Genomic DNA, 17,951 nt, shown 5'->3' with positions numbered 1-17,951 from the left:
GCTATCACCTCACCCTCTCAGCGTCGCGATGAGCTTCTTCTCATCGAGGAGCATCGCTATGGCGTCTCTCACGTCGGTGACAACGACGTCGCTCGCCAGGAGGGCATCAACGGTTGCCCCCTCCTTTCCGATGACGCAGAACGCCAGCTCAGCCTCTTCAAGCATCGCCACGTCGTTGTTGCCGTTGCCAACCGCCGCATATGGGGCGTAGCCCCTAGCTATCTCGACCTTTTCAGAGGCGTTTGAGGCCCTCTCGATTCGTACTGGAAGACCTCCAAGCTCTTCTTCCAGCGTGCCAAAGGTGTCAGAGCTTATCACGACGACGGTGTACTTATCCGCCAGCCTCTCAAGGAGGTGCTTAACTTCCTCATCGACTCCCCCGCTCTCCCCTAGGGTGCCGTTGAGGTCGAAAATAACAGAGTCTATCTGGACTTCTCCGTAGTTAGGTATTTCCACTTTCATTTTACACACCGATGGAAGTTCAAGAAGTGTCGCTAAAAAACTTCCCGTTCACGTTTTGAGAATAAATCGATAAAAGATAAAACCTGGCTAAAGCATCTTCTCTATCTCGTCCCAGAGCCTCTCCGCCAGCTCGCGCTTGGTCATTCTGGGGAGTTTCTTTGAGAAGTCCCTTCCGACCAGGACAACCTCGTTCTCCTCGCTTCCAAAGGCCTTGAGGGTGTTTGCCACCACGAGATCACTTCCAGCGCGCTCAATCTGCTTCCTGGCAGCGGCTACCAGCTCTTCTTTGCTGAGACCTGTCTCGGCCTTGAAGCCCACGAGGAAAACCCCGGGCTGGAGTTCCTTAACGCGGTCTATTATCTTCGGCGTCGGCTCAAGCTCGAGAACGAGCGGTTGCCCGCTCTTTATCTTCACATCCGCCCTGTTCTTCACCCGGAAGTCGCTGACTGCAGCGGCCAGGACAACGACGTCGTACTTTTTGCCCTTCAGCTCACTCTCTATCGCCTCAAGCATCTCCTCGACGGTCTCTACCTCTATCTGGTTCTCCACGAAGCTCGGAACACTGCCCTTGGTACGTATGAGCGTTATCTCGGCGCCCCTGAACTCCGCCTCTTCCGCAATCGCCACTCCCATTTTTCCGCTGCTCGCGTTGGTTATGTAGCGGATCGGGTCAATGTACTCCCTTGTCGCACCTGCAGTGACGAGGACGCGCTTTCCTTCGAGGCTCTTGGGATGAAGCTTCCTGATTACACGGTAAACTATTTCCTCTATTGAAGCGACTTTTGCCTTGCCCTCCTCAAAGCGCGGCTCTATGAACTCTACTCCAAGCTTCTTCAGCTTCTCTATGTTTTCCTTAACTATCGGGTGGTCGTACATCGTCGAGTGCATGGCTGGAGCTATCATTATGGGTGTGTGGGCAAAAGCCGTCGTCACGACCGTTGTAACGGGAGTATCGTCAATTCCGCAGGCTATCTTTGATATGGTGTTAGCTGTCGCAGGGCAGACGAGAACGAGATCGGCTTTGTTCTCGTGCTCTCCAGCAAGTTCAACGTGCTCGATGAAGCCCGTTATATCAGTAACTACCGGGTTTCCCGTGGCGAACTCCATGGCATAAGGATGGATTATCTTCGTGGCGTTTTCGCTCATTACCGCGTGAACCTCTGCGCCGTGCCTTATCAGCTCCCTGGCCAGCTTAACGCATTCAACCGCCGCTATGCTTCCTGGAATAGCCAGCACGATCTTCGTCCCAACAAGCTTCCTGCTCTTGGTCGCGTAGATAAGCTTGACGTGATGGAGCATCTGAATCACCGTAGGTAGTTAGAAAAAGGGGTTAAAGACCTTGCCTAAAACAACCAGTTAAGCGGAACTAACTCCGAGCTGTCCCGAGGGCGGGTTGGCTCGTAGGTATATTAAAAGCATCCCGTTTTCCACGGTACTTTTGGCCTTCTCAGTGTCCAGGAGTCTGAGCTTGCCAACCGTCCTTGAGAACACGGCGTCCACGAGCTCCTGGGGGGCATCTGCCAGCGTCCCAACTACTATTCTGTCGGGATAAAACTTGCTGACGTTGTAGTAGAGAAGCACGAACACGGGATAAGTGCCAGAGGAGACCTCAACACTAAACAGAAACGCCTCGTGAATCAGCTTTTCACCGATTTTTTCTTCTACTATGGTAACTTCGAGGGGAATACCAACGACCCTCGCAAGTCTAAGGAGAAACTGCTCAATAACCTCGGCGGAGATTAAAACCCTTATTACCACGGAATTCGTTCTCTTTGAGTAGCGAACCCACTGGAGCTTTGCATCCTCCTCGATGATGAAGTCCATGACATCGTTGAGGAGATCGAGGGGAACCTCGAATTCAAGGGACATCATTTACGGCCACCCCTGATTATATGGAGTCTTATAAGGCCATCGTCTTTAGGAGTTTATTAAGTTTTTGATTAATGTCCAAAAATTAGTACTCTACGTTTCTCTAACGGCGTCTTCCTCGAACTTTTCGATCTCTTCCTTAGTGCCGACCCACACCACTATGACGGGTTCGACCGTTATCATCCCATCCTTTATCATGGGTTTTATCTCGCATATTGCCTTCTCTATCTTATGCCCTCTATCCACAACCTCCACAACCACTGGAAGGTCCGTTGAAAGCCTCATAACGTCGCTTGAGTGGACGCGGCTCTTTTTTCCAAAGCCGTAGATGCCGCGGTAGACAGTAGCCCCTGCCATCCCCATTTCACGAAGCTTTTCCACTATTGCTTTGTACAGGGGCTTCCCCTCCCAGCGGTCGTTCTCGCCGATGTAAATCTTGAGACGGAGCGTGTTCCAGTGCTCAACTTCGACCATGTTTTCACCTCCGGGCCAGCATAAAGCCCGCAAATACTAACGCGATTGTGATTATAACGTTTGCCAAAATGTTGAGGGTCGCTATAAGGTACTCACGCTCGCGCAGGAGCGAGAAGGTCTCATAGGAGAACGTTGAAAAAGTGCTCAACGCCCCACAGAAGCCTGTTCCGAAAAAGGCCCTCCAATCAGGCGGAACATCAAAGCCCCAGAACAGGAGTCCGTAGAGGTATCCGAGGATAAGGCTAGCTATGCTGTTCACCATCAGGGTTCCAACCGGGAAGTCCCCGTAGACGGGGAGCAGGCCCGAGATGTAGAACCTCGCGACTGCTCCAAACGCGCCTCCCAGTGCTATCGCCATCGCTATTCTGAGGTTCATGGTACTTCCTCCCGCACGTTAGTCCTACACACAGGAGCTTTCGAAAGGATGGATTGTTTAAAAGATTTACAGGTACCTCATCATGGCATCTACCACTGCAAGCGCCCTGTATGTGTTCTGGAAGTTTGAAATTCCAAGCTCAAGACTTCTCCTGAAGCCGCCGTTGGAGTTTTGAAGCTGGCGGATAAACCAGATGTGCCTCCTCGGGCAGGTTAGGGTCTCTCCCTGGAGCTCAAGCCCCCTTGTTGCGTAGAACGTCGGCTCAAGATAGGGTGGCAGGCTGTACGGAACCTCCGTAAAGCCGCCCCAATCGCCGCAGAGCTCACAGTTCCGGAAGTGAGGACTTCTGGGTGGGTGGTAACCAAGCGCGTAGAGGGTGTAGAGTGCCTGGTAGGTCATAGTGGTCGTCGGCTGCTTGACGCCGAAGCCGTTTCTCATCCTGAACCTCATCACGAAGGCCCGTATCTTCCCCCTTTCCTTTTCGCTTATTGGCTGTCCAATTGCCTTGAAAGCCTTAACGACCCAGTATGTTGCCTCAAGGGGCGTCGCAGTTCCGAACTCCTCACTGCCGCCAAGACCAACGGCAAACTTATCTTTGAGGGGGTTGTACTTGGTATAGACGATGTCCACGTGCTCCCTCGCGATGTCCTTCGCTCCAAGTATCGCAAGGCCTTCGAGGGCCATTGCTATGGCTACAACGGCCGTCTGGGGCTGAATCGCTTTTTCAAGGAATTCGATGGTCTTCTCCTTCTCAGGGACTCCGAGGCCGAGCAGGTCGTATATCTTGACTGCATAGTAGGTGTCGTTCACGTTGGTGTCGTTCAGGACGCTGACGAAGCAGTAGCCGCCGTCTTCGTGCCTTCTCTTCTCGACGTACTCAAGTGCTTTGTGCACATCAACAAAGCGTGCAAACTCATCAAGCTTCGAGCCCATTCTACCGCCTCCTGTGGAGTAGAACAGGCGTCATCAGCCCTTTCGGGCGGTTCGGGCTCGAAGCCCCGGGCGGACGCCATCGCCCGCGCTGAATTATATGAAGTCGTTTAAAAATTTCACGGTTCGCCCCTAAAAACTTTATAAGGCTCCTCCCAAAATCCCCTGGGCAGTAAAATGGAGTACATAGGCTTCACATACGTCTCGAACTTCGTATCCGAAAGGGTTGAGGAAGCTCTCTTCGAGGCATACAACGACGTAAACAGGCTCTTAGAGGAGTGGAGGCTTCCTATTCGCCTCGTGTATTTAGACAAGCTTATTCTGGAGCCCGGGTACTTAATAACCCTTGAAACACCAGAAGGAAAGGTCAGGCTGTTCCCGCTAGACGTCCTGGTGGATTTTATGGACTACCGGCTTAAGGTAGAACTTGAAAAGAACGACGGGCTCAACATGAATAAGATATTCGGGATAACGAGCTTTCCCCTAGCTTCCAGGGATAAGTACTTTGGATTCTATGAAAAATTTCTGGGATTCCAAACAGAGAGGCTTGGCAGGAGAGTAATGCTCCTCTCCATGCGCCCATTTGAGTCCGATTCCATGAGGATGGCCCTGAAGATACTTGATAATCCCCTGGCCGATGATGACCTAAGGAGCTTAGCGGAGAGAGTCCTCTCTAGAGAGCTTCCTGCGTTCAAGACGCGGCTTATCAAGGGCATGCTCCACGAGATTGGGCACTCTTTCGGGCTGGAACACTGTCCCAACGACTGTGTAATGAACCCACCACAGACGCTTGAGGAGTGGGACTCAAGGTTTCTGGGCTACTGCGACTCTTGCCGCAGGAAGCTTGAACGGAACCTTTTAGCAGATACCAAGGGGAAAGATTAATTTAAGATGTTGCCATAATCTCTTCTTAGGTGGTATCATGCGGCTCCCAGGACAGAAAACCAAGATAATAGCCACCCTAGGTCCTGCGTCTCTCAACGAAAAGACCATAACGGCAATGGTTCGAGCGGGGATGAGTGTTGCAAGGATAAACTTCGCCCACGGTGATCTGAAACAGCACGAGAAGTCGATAAAACTCGTGAGAAAGGTCTCTGAGAGGCTCAACAGGCCCGTTGCAATTCTCGGAGACCTGCCCGGAGTGAAGATCCGCGTTGGTGAGATTGAGGGCGGCTCAGTGACGCTGAGACGCTGGCAGACGGTAACCCTTACCACGAGGGACGTAATCGGCAACGAGGCCGTTATACCCGTTGAGTTCAAGGACTTTCCAAGGCTCGTCTCGAAGGGGGACGTCATCTATCTCAGCGACGGTTTCATAGCGCTAAGGGTTGAAGACGTCAGGGACCAGGATGTCATCTGTAAGGTGCTCGTCGGAGGAACTCTCTTCTCCCGCAAAGGAATCAACATTCCCAAGGCTCGCCTGGCTATCGAAGCAATAACCGAGAAGGATTTAGAATTCCTGGAGTTCTCTCTGGAGCACGGAGTTGACGCCGTCGGCATAAGCTTCGTCGGTTCCGCCTACGACGTTCTAAAGGCAAGGCGATTCGTCGAGGAAAGGAACGGCAAGCTGTTCCTGATAGCCAAAATAGAAAGGCCCGACGCGGTGAGAAACTTCGACGAGATTCTCAGGGCGGCGGACGGGGTCATGGTAGCCAGGGGAGACCTCGGAGTGGAGATGCCCATAGAAAAGCTCCCGATTCTCCAGAAAAAGCTTATCCAAAAGGCAAACTGTGCGGGAAAGCCCGTGATAACAGCGACTCAGATGCTAGAGAGCATGACCCACGAGAAGCTCCCAACGAGGGCCGAAGTCACCGACGTTGCAAACGCAATCTTAGACGGAACCGACGCCGTGATGCTCTCCGAGGAGACGGCGGTCGGAAAGTACCCGGTTGAGACCGTCAAAATGATGGCCAGGATAGCGAAGACTACGGAGGCATACAGGGACTCCAAATGGGCTGAGAGAACCGTTGAATGGAAGATGAGCGAGCTGAGAGGTACTAGACAGGCTAAGGGTACCATAAAGGACGCAATAACGAGGAGCATAATAGAGGCCCTGAACTCCATAGACATTAAATACATCCTCACCCCAACAAGAACGGGCCAGACCGCGAGGCTAATAGCCCGTTTTAAGCCAAAGCAGTGGGTACTGGCATTTGTAACTGATGAATGGGTCAAAAACACTCTGATGTTCTCCTACGGCGTTTATCCGTTCCTCGTTGAGGACACCAGCGAAGAGGAGATACTGCGCGTGATAACCGGGCTCGGACTGGTAGATGAGGGCGATACGGTACTTCTGACGAAGGGAACGCCCATAGGAAAGACCGCAGGAACGAACACCATCCGCATCTTCAACGTTTGATCTCTTTTTGTCAATATTTCAGTCTCGGGTTGTATTCGAGGAGCATCAGCCCGTTCTTGAATATCCTTATAGTGCCGCTCTCCGAGAGGCTTATTGCCATCGCGCTGGTTATCTTTGTTATTCCAGCGGCCGCTATGTGCCTGCTTCCTAGCCCGGGGGGAAGCATCAGGTCTATAACCCTCGGCTCTACCTCCAGATACCTTCCAGCGGCCACTATCCTGCCGTCCTCCCTGATGAGAAAAGCTCCGTCCAGCTGGGCGAACTCCTTTATTATTTCCTTGCTCTCCTTGTCCAGCACGTTTATCCTGTGCCCCTTGAACGGGTTTGGAATGAGCTGTCTTGAATGTTTGAGAACCCTCCTCGTGTCCCCTATGACGAATATTGTTCCAACAGGATTTCCCTCTCTCCCCTCTATGCTCAGCTCTATCGCAATCTCCAGCATCCTTTGAAGGACGTTCTGGTTCTGGGCGAAGAAGCTCTTCATGGCAACGATTGACCTCTTTATTGTACGAACGCCGATCAGGTTCTCCGTTACGTAGACAAATGAGTCGCCCTCTGACAGGATTCCATGCTCAAGCAGAAAAGCCGAAATGAGGTTGAGAAGGTTGTTGAGGTCGAGGTTCTGGGGAATTGATATCCTCTTGACATTATCTTTTTCAACATCAAACGTAGAGCCAACTATAACAACGGTAATGCCAACGTCAGGGATTTCCTCTTCAGGAAGCTCCTCCATAATGACCAATGCCTTTGCCCCAATTTTCTCCGCTACCTTTGTTGCCTCCTCTAAAAGCACTCTTATGACTTCGCTCATCTCCCTCAACCGAGGATAGTAACCTGAAATAGTATAAAAATCTGCCGGAAAAGTTTAAAACAAGCGTCCCTAGCGAACGTTAGGTGATTGGATGAAGGTTATCGTTGCAATAACTGGAGCGAGTGGGGCCGTTTATGGTGTGAAGCTGGTAGAAGTTTTGAAAGAGCTTGGGCATGAGGTTGTTGTTCTTGCTTCAAGGACAGGAATAGCAGTCACATATCACGAGCTTGGAATCAAGTTAAAGCCCGACTATGACGAAAAAGACCTATTCGCCCCGGTCGCGTCAGGTTCTCATCCTTTCGATGCCATGGTTGTCGCCCCCTGCTCAATGAAGACGCTCTCGGCGATAGCCAACGGCTATGCCGACAACTTAATAACGAGGGCAGCCGATGTAGCCCTCAAGGAAAAACGAAAACTGATTCTGCTCGTCAGAGAGACTCCACTCAACATGATCCATATTGAAAACATGATGAAGGCCGCCAGGGCGGGGGCTGTGATTATGCCCGCATCCCCTGGATTTTATACAAGACCTAAAACTGTGGATGATATGATAAACTTTATAATTGGCAGAATCTTAGATATTCTTGGAATACCTCATGAATTATACAAACGTTGGGGGACGATCCATGGTACAGCTGGACGACCTTGATAGGGCTATACTCAAGCTGTTAAAACAAGATGCCCGACTCACAATATCCGAGCTAGCCGAGAGGTTAAATAGACCGGAATCCACGATCCACTTTAGAATCAAAAAGCTTATTGAAAAAGGTGTAATCGATAGATACACAATAATCCTTGGAGAGCCGCTGAAGCCAAAATCCGTAGTTGCAGTGTACATTGAGACGGAGATTCCCGTGATAGAGGACTTCCTTGAGAAGTACATCACCCACATCACAAAAACACTCTCAATGCTCCCGAACGTTCTGGCAGTTGCAAGGAGCGGCAGAAACGGAATTATAGCGCTCATCGGCGGGGAAACAGAGGAGCAGATAGAGAAGTTCGTCGACGATACGATAAGAACCCTTCCGAGCCTCAGAAAGGTAGAAGTATTTCCGTTCACCAACATCGTAAAGGGTGAAGACGTCATAGGCTTCCTGGTGGACGTCTGATGGAGATTGAAATAAAGTTCAGAGTGGGGTTTGAAGACATCAGGAGAAAAATTGAAGGGCTTGGGGCATCCTTCATCAGGGAAGAAGTCCAGGAAGACCTTTATTTTTCCCTCCCGCTCCCCAATCTACTTAGAGTTCGAAGGATCACGAACCTTGGGAAGGCTTTTCTGACGTATAAGTCCATACAGGATCCTGGCAGAAACGAGGAGTTCGACGAGCTTGAGGTCGAGGTCTCCGACTTCGAGACTACAGTTGAAATACTCAAAAGACTAGGGTTTGAGGAAGACGTTTGGATAAGGAAGAGGAGGCTCGTTTACAGGCTCGACGATGTGACGTTCGAGCTGAGCGATGTTGAAGGATTGGGCGCTTTTCTCGATATCGAAGTCATGAGTGATGACGTTGAATACGCCAAAAGAAGGATATGGAAGATTGCCGAAAAGCTCGGACTCAGTGAGAAGGACGTTGAACCCAGGCTCTACCAGGAGCTCCTGAAGGAAAAGATTCAGACGAGCTCCAGCCGATAAAAGCTGATGAAAAAGGGGAAACTAACCCAAAACGGCAGCTCACTTCGCCGTTGCCACTATCTTTATGATATCGTTGAACTGGAGCTCGTAATCATCACCAACGCGCCTCTTTGTTCTCGCGTTGACGGCATAGAGGAAGGTCTTTCCAAGGTCAGTATGCACCTTGTAGGCCAGGTCTTTTGGCGTTGAGCCCTTTGGGAGCAGATAAACGTGAGGTAAGACGTTCCCAAACTGGTCTGTGAGCTTGTTTTCGTCCTGGACAGGATAGACGGGGATCAGCTTGAGGAGCTCAAAGGTCGCCCTGTTTATTACCTCCTGCACACCCGTCGAACCGAAGCGCTGGAGAACCTTCTCCCTTATTAGCTCAAGGGCCTTCTCCTGTTTTGGACTCAGTTTTTTGAGAACCTTGAAGTCCGAGCTTCCAGGGACATAGTCTATAAAGCCCGCCTTGGCAGCTTTCCTCAGCGTTAGCTCGGCCGCCGCCGAGGTCGGGATTACTATGTAGCCCCTCTTTTCACCCTCTTTCTTCAGCCTCTCTAGCTGCTCATCGCTCGCGGCATCCGCCTTGTTGGCTGCTATGATTATCGGCTTGTTCACCTTTCTGAGCTCGCGGACGAAGTTGAACAGGTCTTCATCAGTCCACTTCGTTGGGTCATCGCTGAGGCCGAGCCTGTGAATGGCTTCCCACACGTCCTCCTCGCTCACGCCGATTCCGGAGAGGTGGTCGGCTATCGCCCCCTCAAGCTTCATGTGCTGGAGCTTTATCCTCTTGGCAAACTTCTCCCAGCCTTTCTTGAGTATCCCGAGTATCCAGTAGTCTATCTCCCTCTCAAGGAACTCGATGTCCTCAACGGGGTCGTGGTAGTCCGTTGGCTGGCCCTCTGCGTCGGTCTTTCCAGTTGCGTCAACGACGTGGATCAGCGCTGAGGCCATCCTGAGATCGTCAAGAAACTTGTTTCCAAGGCCGCGCCCCTCGTGCGCCCCGGGAACGAGACCCGCAACGTCTATCATCTTTATCGGGATCAGCGCCTTTCCGTCCCTGTACTCATAGTTCTGGGGGTTTGGCGTGCATCCGAGTTCCTTGCACGGGTGCTCTGCTATCGCATAGGTAACCCCAACGTTAGCGTCTATCGTCGTGAACGGATAGTTAGCGATGTCCACATCAACGAGAGTTGCCGCCGAGAAGAATGTGGACTTTCCAACGTTTGGCTTTCCAACGAGGCCTATCTCCATGTTCTCCACCACCAGCCCAAATTCGCCACTGGCTTTTAAGTCCTTTCGGCCGAAAACTATAATTTCTTCTTTTACTATTCTCTACCAATTGTCCGTGCCGTTGAATGGGGGAAGAGAAATGAAAAGACAGGAAGAGTCTAAGATTACTGCGATAGCTTATTCAAAAGACAAATTCGTTAGCAGGAAACTCTCAAATATCGAAGAGGCCCTTGGATTCCAAGATTATCGGGTTGTCTGGATCAACGTTGACGGTCTTTCTTTGGGGGAGCAGCTAAGGGACGTTTTTAAAATCCACGAGAGGCCCATAAGGGCTCTTCAAAGACAGACCTCCCGTGTCAGAGTCTTCGTGTTTCCAGAATATCTGTTTCTCATCGTCCACCAGGTTTACGAGAGCGAGGGAGGCTTAAAAAGGGAGAGAGTCGGCATCATCCTGAAAGACAACTTCCTGATAACAATTCAGGAGATACCCGGGGACGTTTTTGACTCCATAAGGGAAGGTATCCGCGAGGGAGAGGGCCTTTTCAGAGAACAGGGGGCAGACTACCTTCTCTTTGCTCTCCTTGAGGCAATAGTGGAGAACTACGTCCCGATAATTGAGGCCATAAGCTCCAAAATTGAAGGGCTTGAAAACGAGATACTTTCGAGAGGCGACACAAGAACCCTTAGAAAGATACACCGCATACGGCAGGACATCCTCTTCATGCGGAGAACAGTTTTTCCGCTCCTTGAGGCGTTCAGACGGCTCGAAATTGAGGGGTCAAGGTTTTTCAGTGAGGGTACACGGCCTTTTCTTGACGAGCTCCACGACCATGTCCGTGAGGTTCTGGAAATCCTAGAGGGCCAGCGTGAGCTCGCCAACAGCCTGATAGACCTCTACTACTCCACGATCTCGATGAGAACTAACGACATAATTAGAATCCTGACGGTTGTTTCGACGATATTCATTCCGCTGACTTTCATTACGGGCCTCTACGGCATGAACTTTAGGTATATGCCCGAACTCCAGTGGCGCTACGGTTATCCTGCAGTCCTAACAACGATGCTCGTGATAGCAGTTGGCATGCTCCTCTACTTTAGAAGAAAGGGGTGGCTCTAGAAGTCTTCGAGACCAAGTGCCAGCTTTACAGCCCTCTCGGCTATTACGTCCATCGGGTCTATCAGGGGGACGTTCAAGTCTTCCGACTTCAGGACGACACTTACCTCCGTGCAACCGGCTATTATTCCCTCACTCCTCCTCTCAAGTTTCTTCGCAACCTTTAAGAGAAGCTCCCTGCCGAGTTCGAGGTTTCCGGCCTTAACGCCTTCATAGATCGCTTTCATGACGAGCCCCTGATCCTTTTTGTTTGGCACTGCTATGTGGATGCCCCTCTTAAGGAGCGCCCTGTGGTAGACCATTCCCTTTATCGTTCCGTCGGTGGCAAGGAGGCCAACCTTCCTGAGGCCCATTGATTCAATCTTCTTTGCAGTTTCTTCTATCATGCTTACTAGGGGGATGTTTATCGCCCTCTGAATTGTCTCGGCGAAGAAGTGGGCGGTATTGCAGGGCATTATTATGAAGTCCGCGCCCCAGCTTTCGAGTTTCTTTGCGCTGGCTATAAGTTCGGGCCTCGGATCTGGGCCGTTTCCAAGGATAAAGGCCGTTCTATCAGGTATCTTGGGGTTGTTGTAGATTATTATTCTCGGGTGATCCTGATCTCTCCTGGCTGGCGTCCTCTCGACTATTCGCCTGAAGAGGTCTGCCGTTGCCAGCGGGCCCATCCCACCGAGGATTCCGATTACCCTCTCGGGCATGCTCTCACCCGCTCATTCATCGAGCCAGACGGAGTCGTCACCGTAGTAGTTCAGCTTAACGACGAAGAGCCTGAAGGGTTCATCTTTTTCGTTGACTACCCAGTGAACGGTCTTCGGCTTTACAAGGAAGATGTCTCCAGGTTTCGCCTGGTATTCTGTATCACCTATGCCTAACCTCGCCTCGCCGCTTATGATGTAAAAGAGCTCGTACTGGCGCTCATGGTAGTGCTTCCTGACGGTCTGCTTTGGCTTGACCTCTACTATCTGGGCGTAGCTCCCCTCAGGTAGCTCACCCTCGAAGAGTGGGAGCTTTCTATAAGTGCCTCTGTCTATGAGGTGCTTGATTTCGGCCTTCATATTATCTCCACCCCTCCCGTGGTATAATTATCTCCAGTATTGAAAAAATCTTCGCTTTCGAATTTCATCGAAATGTTCAATCTACCTCAAAAGACTTTTATATCTCGTTGAGAACCCATACTGGACAAACATCAACGGTGATGGCCATGGAAGAGCTTGAGAGGGCCCTTAAGTGGGCGGAGAACAACCTGAATGCGGAGTACATAGAGCTCCGCTATGAAGACCTGAGAAAGACAACGCTCGGCCTCAAGGACGGCGTTTTTACCAGCTTCACTGGAAAGCTTCACAGGGGCGTCGCCATAAGGGTTCTGGCTGACGGAGCGTGGGGTTTTGCTTCAACCAGTGACCTCACCAACCTCGAGAAGAAGATTGAGGAAGCTTACAAGCTTGCCAAGGCCGCTGCGCAGACCAAGAGGGAGAAGATCGAGCTGGCCGAGATAAAGCCCGTCGAGGACTTCGTGAAGAGCAAGATGAAGACCAAGCCGAGGGAAGTTGACATCGAGGAAAAGGTTAACCACCTCCGCGAGCTGGAGAAGATCCTCAAGGAGGACGAGGCCGTAAAGAGCGTCCAGATACGCTACGAGGACGGTGGCGGTAAAAAGCTCCTGCTGACCAATGAAGGGACGAGGATAGAGTGGGACTACAACTACCTCTACCAGGGAGCCTACGTCACAGGAAAGGCCGACGGAAAGCTCGCGATGGCGAGGGACAGCATCGGCGCGGTTGACTACGGCTGGGAGCTGATGACTGAGAGGGAGCCGAACGAGAAGGTCGCCGAGAGGCTCAAGAGAAAGATGTGGAGCCAGCTCAAGGGAGTTGCTCCAAAGCGCGGTGAGTGGCCCATCGTGGCCGGACCGATAGTCGTCGGCATCATCGCCCACGAGGCCCTTGGACATTTAGCTGAGGCTGACCTGACGATAAACTCGCCCTTCAAGGACTTAATCGGCAAGCAGATAGCCCCAGAGTTCGTCACGATGAGCGAGAGGATTGTTGAGGGCGGCTTTGGAAACGACAAGTACGACGACGAGGGCGTTCCCGTCAATGACATCCACATCATTGAGAACGGAATCCTCAAGGAGATAATGCTGAACAGGGAATACGCGGCTAAGTGGGGCATGGAGCCTAACGGACACGCTAGGGCGGAGAGCTACCGCTACCCACCGATAATCAGAATGAGAAACACCATCTTCGAGCCCGGCGACCACTCCTTCGAGGAGCTCATAGAGGACATCAAGTTCGGTTACTACGTCGTCGACTTCCGCGGTGGACAGGCCCAGCTCAACTCGGCCTTCCAGGTTGGAATCCAGGAGGGCTACGTCATCAGGAACGGTGAGATAGCCGAGCCGATAAGGGACACCTCGATTACGGGAGTCGCCATCGAGGCCCTCAAGAAGATTTCAGCGGTCGGCAAGGACTTCGGCCTTGAAGTAGGGTTCTGCGGCAAGGGACAGACGGCCTTCGTAAGCTCGGGCGGCCCGCACATGCGCTTTGACGGAGGAATAATCATTGGTTGAAGTCCGCTTTACTGGGCACGCCGTAGAAGCGCTCAGGAAAAGGGAAATAGCTGAGGAAGACGTTATCTCAGCACTCCAGAACCCTGACATAAGGGCAGTGGACATGCTGACGGGCCATTTCATAGCAGTGAAGAAAAATGGCCGCTGGCTGGTCGTTGTTTATGATGCGGCGCACGAGGGCATTGAAGTGGTAACAGTTTACGAGGTCTCAAGAAAGACTCAAATAGAGAGACGCATCAAAAAAGGTAGGTGGGTGGAAGTATGAAGGTCAGGTACGACCCGCGCGGGGACATACTTTACATTGAGGTATCCAGCGGAAAGGCCGCTGAGACTGTAGAAATTGACGACGACCTTTTGGTGGATTACGACGAGAAAGGAAACATCGTCGGCATCGAAATATGGCGTGCCCGGGAAGTTCTCCTCGGGGAGATGTTTAGGAAGATAAAGGAGCTTGGTCTTGATCTTAAGACCGCAGAGGTGGAGGGTTGAAGTATGGAGAACCTCATACGCTTCGGCGAGAAGTTTTTTGACGAGCTTGAGATAGCCGTTTACCGCTCAAGGGATATCGAGGCCTCGGTGGAGCTCAACGAGATTTCGATGGCGGCAACGACGAGCGGTGCACTGACGATAATCCGCGGAATAAAGGACAAGCGCCTTGGGTTGGCTATCGTGGACAGCGACGATCCCGAGAAAGTTAAGGAGGCAATAGAGCAGGCCGCCAAGATGGCGAAGCTGAACTCACCCGACGAGAGGTGGGTTTCCCTCCCAGAACCGGGCAAGTACAAGGAAAAACCGAAGCCGAACTACGAGCTCAAAGAAGCCTCCTCGGACATCTTCGTTGAGAACCTTATGAGGGGAATAAAGCTCACCCTCGAGAAGGATAGGAACGCGGTAGTTGCAGGTGGCTCTTCTGGAGTTGAGTGGAGAGAGAACTACATCCTGAACTCCCACGGTCTCGACGTCTTTCAGGAAGGTGGAGCGGCGTACATGTACCTTGAGATTGTTGGAAGGAAGGGAAGCGTAGTTACACCAGGAATCTTCGACTTCGACGCGCGCAGAGACCTCGACCTCGACGTTGAGGGGATCGTGGAGAGAGCCGTCCAGAAGGTCCAGTGGGCTTACAACGTCGTCCCAAGCAAGAATGAGGAAGTTCCGCTAATATTCGGCCCGTGGGCGATTGCTGGGCTCTTTAGCTACACCCTCCTCCCGGCCTTCAGCGGCGAGCGCCTTGTTAAGGAGACCACGCCGCTCGCTGGGAAGGTTGGTGAGAGGATAGCGAGTGAAGTCATAACGCTCTACGACGACCCGTTCCATCCGCTCTCCCTCAGGCCAACAATAGCCGACGATGAAGGCGTCCCGACTAGGAAGAACGTCCTCATTGAAAACGGAATCTTCAAGGGCTTTGTCTGGGACAACTACTGGGCGAAGATTTACGGCACCGAGAGCACAGGAAACGGGAAGAGGGATATAAGGAGCGGCGGAATAAACATAGGCTTCCACAGCGTTGTCATCGAGAACGGAAAGCGCTCCCTTGAGGACATCATAGGGGAGATAGACAGGGGCTACCTCGTGGACGGCCTCCAGGGTGCGCATTCGAGCAACCCGGACAACGGAAACTTCGCGGTAACGGCCAATCCAGCGTTCCTCATCGAGGACGGCGAAGTGAAGGGCTCAGCGGTCTTCCTCATAGCGGGCAACGTCTACGAGCTTCTCCAGCAGGCAAGCGAGGTCTCCAAGGAGCAGACTGTAATGCCCTTCATGAACACGATGATAACGCCGCACATAAAGTTCGAGAACGTGAAGATAGCGGGCAAGTGATCACCACAGTGCCCACTCTTCGAGCGGGACAACTCTGATGCTTTTTTCTCCAATTTTTATGCCCTCTGCCGGGTACCTCTCCCAAGTGACCAGCGTCATCTTTTCAATTCCCGTTTCATCCGCGGCGTTCATCAATGGGGAGAGCTCACGCTTCTCGTTTCCGGGGTGGAGCTCCCACGAGACCTGAATAAGCTCCTCCCCGGGGAGTATGAAGTCCACCTCCCTGCCCTCCTGGGTAACGTAATAGAACAGGTCCCTGTTCGGCTCAAGGCCGCGCTTTAGGAGCTCCGTGAAAACGAGGTTCTCCAGCAACCTGCTCCAGTCTCTCACGCCCAGCACCGCGAGTAGCCCGTTATCCACGAAATACGGCTTGAAGCCAAGGAGCTCCCTCTTCTTCTCCGACTTCACGTACGCCCTGAGCGGAAACACCACGAGGGCGTCGTTCAGGTATTCGAGGTAGTTAGCAAGGGTGGGCTTTCCAACCGCTATTCCCAGGCTTTTCATGGTGGAATGAAGCTTGGTTATCGTTGCATGGCTCGAAGAGGCCAGAAGCTTGAAGAGGAAGCGGAGCGCCTTGAGGTTGTCTACCCTCCACCTCTCGACCACGTCCCGGTAGATGGTGACCTCCAGTATTTCCCTTAAAATTTCCCGCCTCAGCTCCGGCTGGAGGACGGTCTCAGGATACGAGCCCCATTCGAGGCACTCCCGCAGAACCCCTCGAATTTTCCCCCTTGTCTCCAGGCTTGGAAGCTCCCCTTTTAGCCCCTTGACCATGAGAACCTCTGGAAGGGAGAAGGGGTAAAGGTTTAGGGTCACTGCCCTTCCCCTGAGGACAGTTGCCACTTCTTTAGAAAGGAGCTTTGAGGAGGAGCCCGTCACCACTACCCTGTGTCCCCTGTCGAGGAGGTAGCGGACGAACTTCTCCCAGCCCTCGACCACCTGCACCTCATCGAGCAAGAGGGTGAGCTTTGTTCCTTTGGGGTGGTTCAGAAGGGAGTAGTAAACCCTGAGCATCTCCATGAGGTCACTGGAAGTTACCCCAATTAACCTCGGGTCTTCAAAGTTCACGTAAAGACTTTTCTTCCTCTCGCTGTCAATCGCATCCCACAGCTGAAAGAGGAAGTATGTTTTTCCCGCCCTCCTCGGTCCGACAACCGCCAGGGCTCGGCTTTTTGGAAAAATAACCTTCACGTTGCGCTCTACGTACTTCACCCGGAGTTCAAGGTTATCGCCTATGACCTCTTCCCAGACCCTCTGTTCAATCATGTTTTATGGATAAAACATTATCCTTATAAACATTGTTTTCCACACAAAACAAGCCTTCATTTCCAAACCCTGAAGTCTATCGCTATGTTGAACTGCCTCGGCGCGTAGGGACGGACTCTCCTCTCATCTAGAAACTCAACATTAAAGCCCAGTTCCCTCGCGACGGCCTTTATCTTCTGCTCGTGCTCGGAGAACAGGTCTTCCTCCGGACCAAAGCCGTAGTAGTGAACTATTCCACCGGATTTGACGCTCATCATGGCCTCCTTCAAAAACCTGTCCGCGAACTTGGGGAGGTTCATGATCACTCGGTCAGCCTTAATCTGACCAGCTACCTTCCGCACATCGCCAAGGATGGGAACGACGTTGGGGGTTTTGTTGAGCTTCCTGTTCTCCTCGAGGTACCTTACCGCCCAGGGGTTTATGTCGCAGGCGAAGACCAGCTTTGCCTTTTTGGCGAGGAGTATCGAGTATGGCCCAACGCCCGCGAACATGTCGAAGACGATTTCCCCCGGCTGGGTTCTCTCAAAGACCCTCATTCTCTCTGTGGCGAGCCGAGGGGTGTAGTAAACCCTCGCGATGTCGAGCTTCAGCCTTATTCCGTTCTCACGGTGGAGAGTTTCAGTCCTCTTTTCACCAGCGAGGTGTATAAGCTCTCTTATGCGGTATTCCCCAGAAACCTTGCTACCCTTCGCAAATACCCCTTTTATGTGGCGGTGGACTTTGAGAATAGCCTTTCCAATGGCCTTTCCATAGTCCATGAGCTCTTCGGGAAGCTCGATTATCGCAATGTCACCTATGATGTCAAAGGAGCTTGGCAGGAGTGGTTTAATCTCATCTGGGACTTCAACGACCTCACGGTAGCTGTGGGGTCGCCTTTCAGTTTTTTCGAACTCCGCTTCAACTAACTCGAATCCCTCCACGGGCATTTCAACGGGAAAGAGCACGAAATTTCCCTCTCGTTTCGGGGAGTACCCTTTAGCTAAGACTCCAAGCTCGATGAGCTTTCTTCTGATTTTTTCTGCTTCACGTTTTGGAACTTTAACGGCGAGCATCGGAGG

The 17,951-nt window shown here is 52.0% G+C and carries 22 protein-coding genes and 1 riboswitch; of the genes, 10 read left to right on the top strand and 12 right to left on the bottom strand.

Translation table 11 applies throughout. The annotated features are described in order from the left end of the window. Positions 1 to 9: 9 nt before the first annotated feature. The 6 genes from ACZ5TN_RS03330 to ACZ5TN_RS03305 all read right to left on the bottom strand — a co-directional run bounded on the left by ACZ5TN_RS03330 (position 10) and on the right by ACZ5TN_RS03305 (position 4,114). Positions 10 to 462: an HAD family hydrolase gene (locus ACZ5TN_RS03330; protein WP_464917149.1), complete on the bottom strand. Its 453-nt coding sequence runs from the start codon at positions 460 to 462 to the stop codon at positions 10 to 12. 87 nt (positions 463 to 549) lie between these two features. Beyond that, positions 550 to 1,761 (bottom strand): bifunctional phosphopantothenoylcysteine decarboxylase/phosphopantothenate--cysteine ligase CoaBC, encoded by a 1,212-nt coding sequence (gene coaBC, locus ACZ5TN_RS03325; protein WP_464917488.1) that lies wholly within the window; start codon positions 1,759 to 1,761, stop codon positions 550 to 552. A gap of 57 nt (positions 1,762 to 1,818) precedes the next feature. Then, complete coding sequence (locus ACZ5TN_RS03320; protein WP_011249471.1) at positions 1,819 to 2,334, bottom strand: hypothetical protein; 516 nt, start codon at positions 2,332 to 2,334, stop codon at positions 1,819 to 1,821. 90 nt (positions 2,335 to 2,424) lie between these two features. After that, positions 2,425 to 2,805 carry a DUF190 domain-containing protein gene (locus ACZ5TN_RS03315; RefSeq protein WP_011249470.1) on the bottom strand — a complete coding sequence of 127 codons (381 nt, stop codon included), beginning with the start codon at positions 2,803 to 2,805 and terminating at the stop codon, positions 2,425 to 2,427. Positions 2,806 to 2,809: 4 nt separating this feature from the next. After that, complete coding sequence (gene crcB, locus ACZ5TN_RS03310) at positions 2,810 to 3,181, bottom strand: fluoride efflux transporter CrcB (RefSeq protein WP_464917148.1); 372 nt, start codon at positions 3,179 to 3,181, stop codon at positions 2,810 to 2,812. Positions 3,182 to 3,247: 66 nt separating this feature from the next. Beyond that, entirely contained in the window at positions 3,248 to 4,114 is an 867-nt protein-coding gene (locus ACZ5TN_RS03305; protein WP_464917147.1) for a prenyltransferase/squalene oxidase repeat-containing protein, read from the bottom strand. A 17-nt stretch (positions 4,115 to 4,131) separates the two neighbouring features. Continuing rightward, positions 4,132 to 4,207: riboswitch (Fluoride riboswitch) on the bottom strand. Positions 4,208 to 4,288: 81 nt separating this feature from the next. Between ACZ5TN_RS03305 and ACZ5TN_RS03300 the strand changes: the two genes are divergently transcribed. Next, the gene (locus tag ACZ5TN_RS03300) at positions 4,289 to 4,996 is read left to right on the top strand and encodes an archaemetzincin (protein ID WP_011249467.1); all 708 of its coding nucleotides are present in this window, start codon (positions 4,289 to 4,291) and stop codon (positions 4,994 to 4,996) included. 37 nt (positions 4,997 to 5,033) lie between these two features. Further along, positions 5,034 to 6,470 carry a pyruvate kinase gene (gene pyk, locus ACZ5TN_RS03295; RefSeq protein ID WP_464917146.1) on the top strand — a complete coding sequence of 479 codons (1,437 nt, stop codon included), beginning with the start codon at positions 5,034 to 5,036 and terminating at the stop codon, positions 6,468 to 6,470. A 10-nt stretch (positions 6,471 to 6,480) separates the two neighbouring features. Here the strand turns inward: pyk and ACZ5TN_RS03290 are convergent, their stop codons facing one another. Beyond that, complete coding sequence (locus ACZ5TN_RS03290; RefSeq protein ID WP_011249465.1) at positions 6,481 to 7,281, bottom strand: DNA integrity scanning protein DisA nucleotide-binding domain protein; 801 nt, start codon at positions 7,279 to 7,281, stop codon at positions 6,481 to 6,483. 91 nt (positions 7,282 to 7,372) lie between these two features. On the opposite strand from ACZ5TN_RS03290, the gene ACZ5TN_RS03285 reads away from it, so the two are divergent. From ACZ5TN_RS03285 to cyaB, 3 genes are read left to right on the top strand one after another with little or no spacing between them, the layout of a single operon-like run. After that, positions 7,373 to 7,930, top strand: a complete 558-nt coding sequence (locus ACZ5TN_RS03285; protein ID WP_011249464.1) for a UbiX family flavin prenyltransferase — start codon at positions 7,373 to 7,375, stop codon at positions 7,928 to 7,930. After that, positions 7,908 to 8,390 carry an Lrp/AsnC family transcriptional regulator gene (locus tag ACZ5TN_RS03280; protein WP_464917145.1) on the top strand — a complete coding sequence of 161 codons (483 nt, stop codon included), beginning with the start codon at positions 7,908 to 7,910 and terminating at the stop codon, positions 8,388 to 8,390. Before ACZ5TN_RS03285 ends, ACZ5TN_RS03280 begins: the two co-directional genes overlap by 23 nt. Next, the gene (gene cyaB / locus ACZ5TN_RS03275) at positions 8,390 to 8,914 is read left to right on the top strand and encodes a class IV adenylate cyclase (RefSeq protein WP_464917144.1); all 525 of its coding nucleotides are present in this window, start codon (positions 8,390 to 8,392) and stop codon (positions 8,912 to 8,914) included. The genes ACZ5TN_RS03280 and cyaB overlap by 1 nt, the downstream gene beginning before the upstream one ends. Positions 8,915 to 8,953: 39 nt before the next feature. Here the strand turns inward: cyaB and ACZ5TN_RS03270 are convergent, their stop codons facing one another. Continuing rightward, a complete protein-coding gene (locus tag ACZ5TN_RS03270) occupies positions 8,954 to 10,147 on the bottom strand; it encodes a redox-regulated ATPase YchF (protein ID WP_464917487.1) in 1,194 nt (397 codons plus the stop codon). 118 nt (positions 10,148 to 10,265) lie between these two features. Between ACZ5TN_RS03270 and corA the strand changes: the two genes are divergently transcribed. Next, entirely contained in the window at positions 10,266 to 11,243 is a 978-nt protein-coding gene (corA, locus tag ACZ5TN_RS03265; RefSeq protein ID WP_464917143.1) for a magnesium/cobalt transporter CorA, read from the top strand. Here corA and cuyB read toward each other — a convergent pair. Both cuyB and ACZ5TN_RS03255 read right to left on the bottom strand, forming a co-directional pair. Further along, the gene (gene cuyB, locus ACZ5TN_RS03260; protein ID WP_464917142.1) at positions 11,240 to 11,938 is read right to left on the bottom strand and encodes a cysteate racemase; all 699 of its coding nucleotides are present in this window, start codon (positions 11,936 to 11,938) and stop codon (positions 11,240 to 11,242) included. The genes corA and cuyB overlap by 4 nt on opposite strands. Positions 11,939 to 11,950: 12 nt before the next feature. After that, positions 11,951 to 12,295 (bottom strand): cupin domain-containing protein, encoded by a 345-nt coding sequence (locus tag ACZ5TN_RS03255; RefSeq protein WP_054839647.1) that lies wholly within the window; start codon positions 12,293 to 12,295, stop codon positions 11,951 to 11,953. Between the two features lie 146 nt (positions 12,296 to 12,441). Here ACZ5TN_RS03255 and ACZ5TN_RS03250 point away from each other — a divergent pair, with 146 nt between their 5' ends. From ACZ5TN_RS03250 to ACZ5TN_RS03235, 4 genes are read left to right on the top strand one after another with little or no spacing between them, the layout of a single operon-like run. Further along, positions 12,442 to 13,809, top strand: a complete 1,368-nt coding sequence (locus ACZ5TN_RS03250) for a metallopeptidase TldD-related protein (protein ID WP_464917486.1) — start codon at positions 12,442 to 12,444, stop codon at positions 13,807 to 13,809. Beyond that, complete coding sequence (locus tag ACZ5TN_RS03245; protein WP_054839646.1) at positions 13,802 to 14,074, top strand: DUF4258 domain-containing protein; 273 nt, start codon at positions 13,802 to 13,804, stop codon at positions 14,072 to 14,074. Before ACZ5TN_RS03250 ends, ACZ5TN_RS03245 begins: the two co-directional genes overlap by 8 nt. Next, positions 14,071 to 14,298 carry a DUF2283 domain-containing protein gene (locus tag ACZ5TN_RS03240; RefSeq protein WP_011249455.1) on the top strand — a complete coding sequence of 76 codons (228 nt, stop codon included), beginning with the start codon at positions 14,071 to 14,073 and terminating at the stop codon, positions 14,296 to 14,298. Before ACZ5TN_RS03245 ends, ACZ5TN_RS03240 begins: the two co-directional genes overlap by 4 nt. Before the next feature lie 3 nt (positions 14,299 to 14,301). Further along, positions 14,302 to 15,627 (top strand): TldD/PmbA family protein, encoded by a 1,326-nt coding sequence (locus tag ACZ5TN_RS03235; RefSeq protein ID WP_464917141.1) that lies wholly within the window; start codon positions 14,302 to 14,304, stop codon positions 15,625 to 15,627. Here the strand turns inward: ACZ5TN_RS03235 and ACZ5TN_RS03230 are convergent, their stop codons facing one another. Both ACZ5TN_RS03230 and trm5b read right to left on the bottom strand, forming a co-directional pair. Next, entirely contained in the window at positions 15,628 to 16,893 is a 1,266-nt protein-coding gene (locus tag ACZ5TN_RS03230) for an ATP-binding protein (RefSeq protein ID WP_464917140.1), read from the bottom strand. Between the two features lie 56 nt (positions 16,894 to 16,949). Then, positions 16,950 to 17,945 carry a tRNA (guanine(37)-N1)-methyltransferase Trm5b gene (gene trm5b / locus ACZ5TN_RS03225; protein ID WP_464917139.1) on the bottom strand — a complete coding sequence of 332 codons (996 nt, stop codon included), beginning with the start codon at positions 17,943 to 17,945 and terminating at the stop codon, positions 16,950 to 16,952. Positions 17,946 to 17,951 lie beyond the last annotated feature (6 nt).

Source organism: Thermococcus sp. JCM 11816, assembly GCF_055396515.1.
This window is presented reverse-complemented; position numbering and strand designations above follow the sequence as displayed.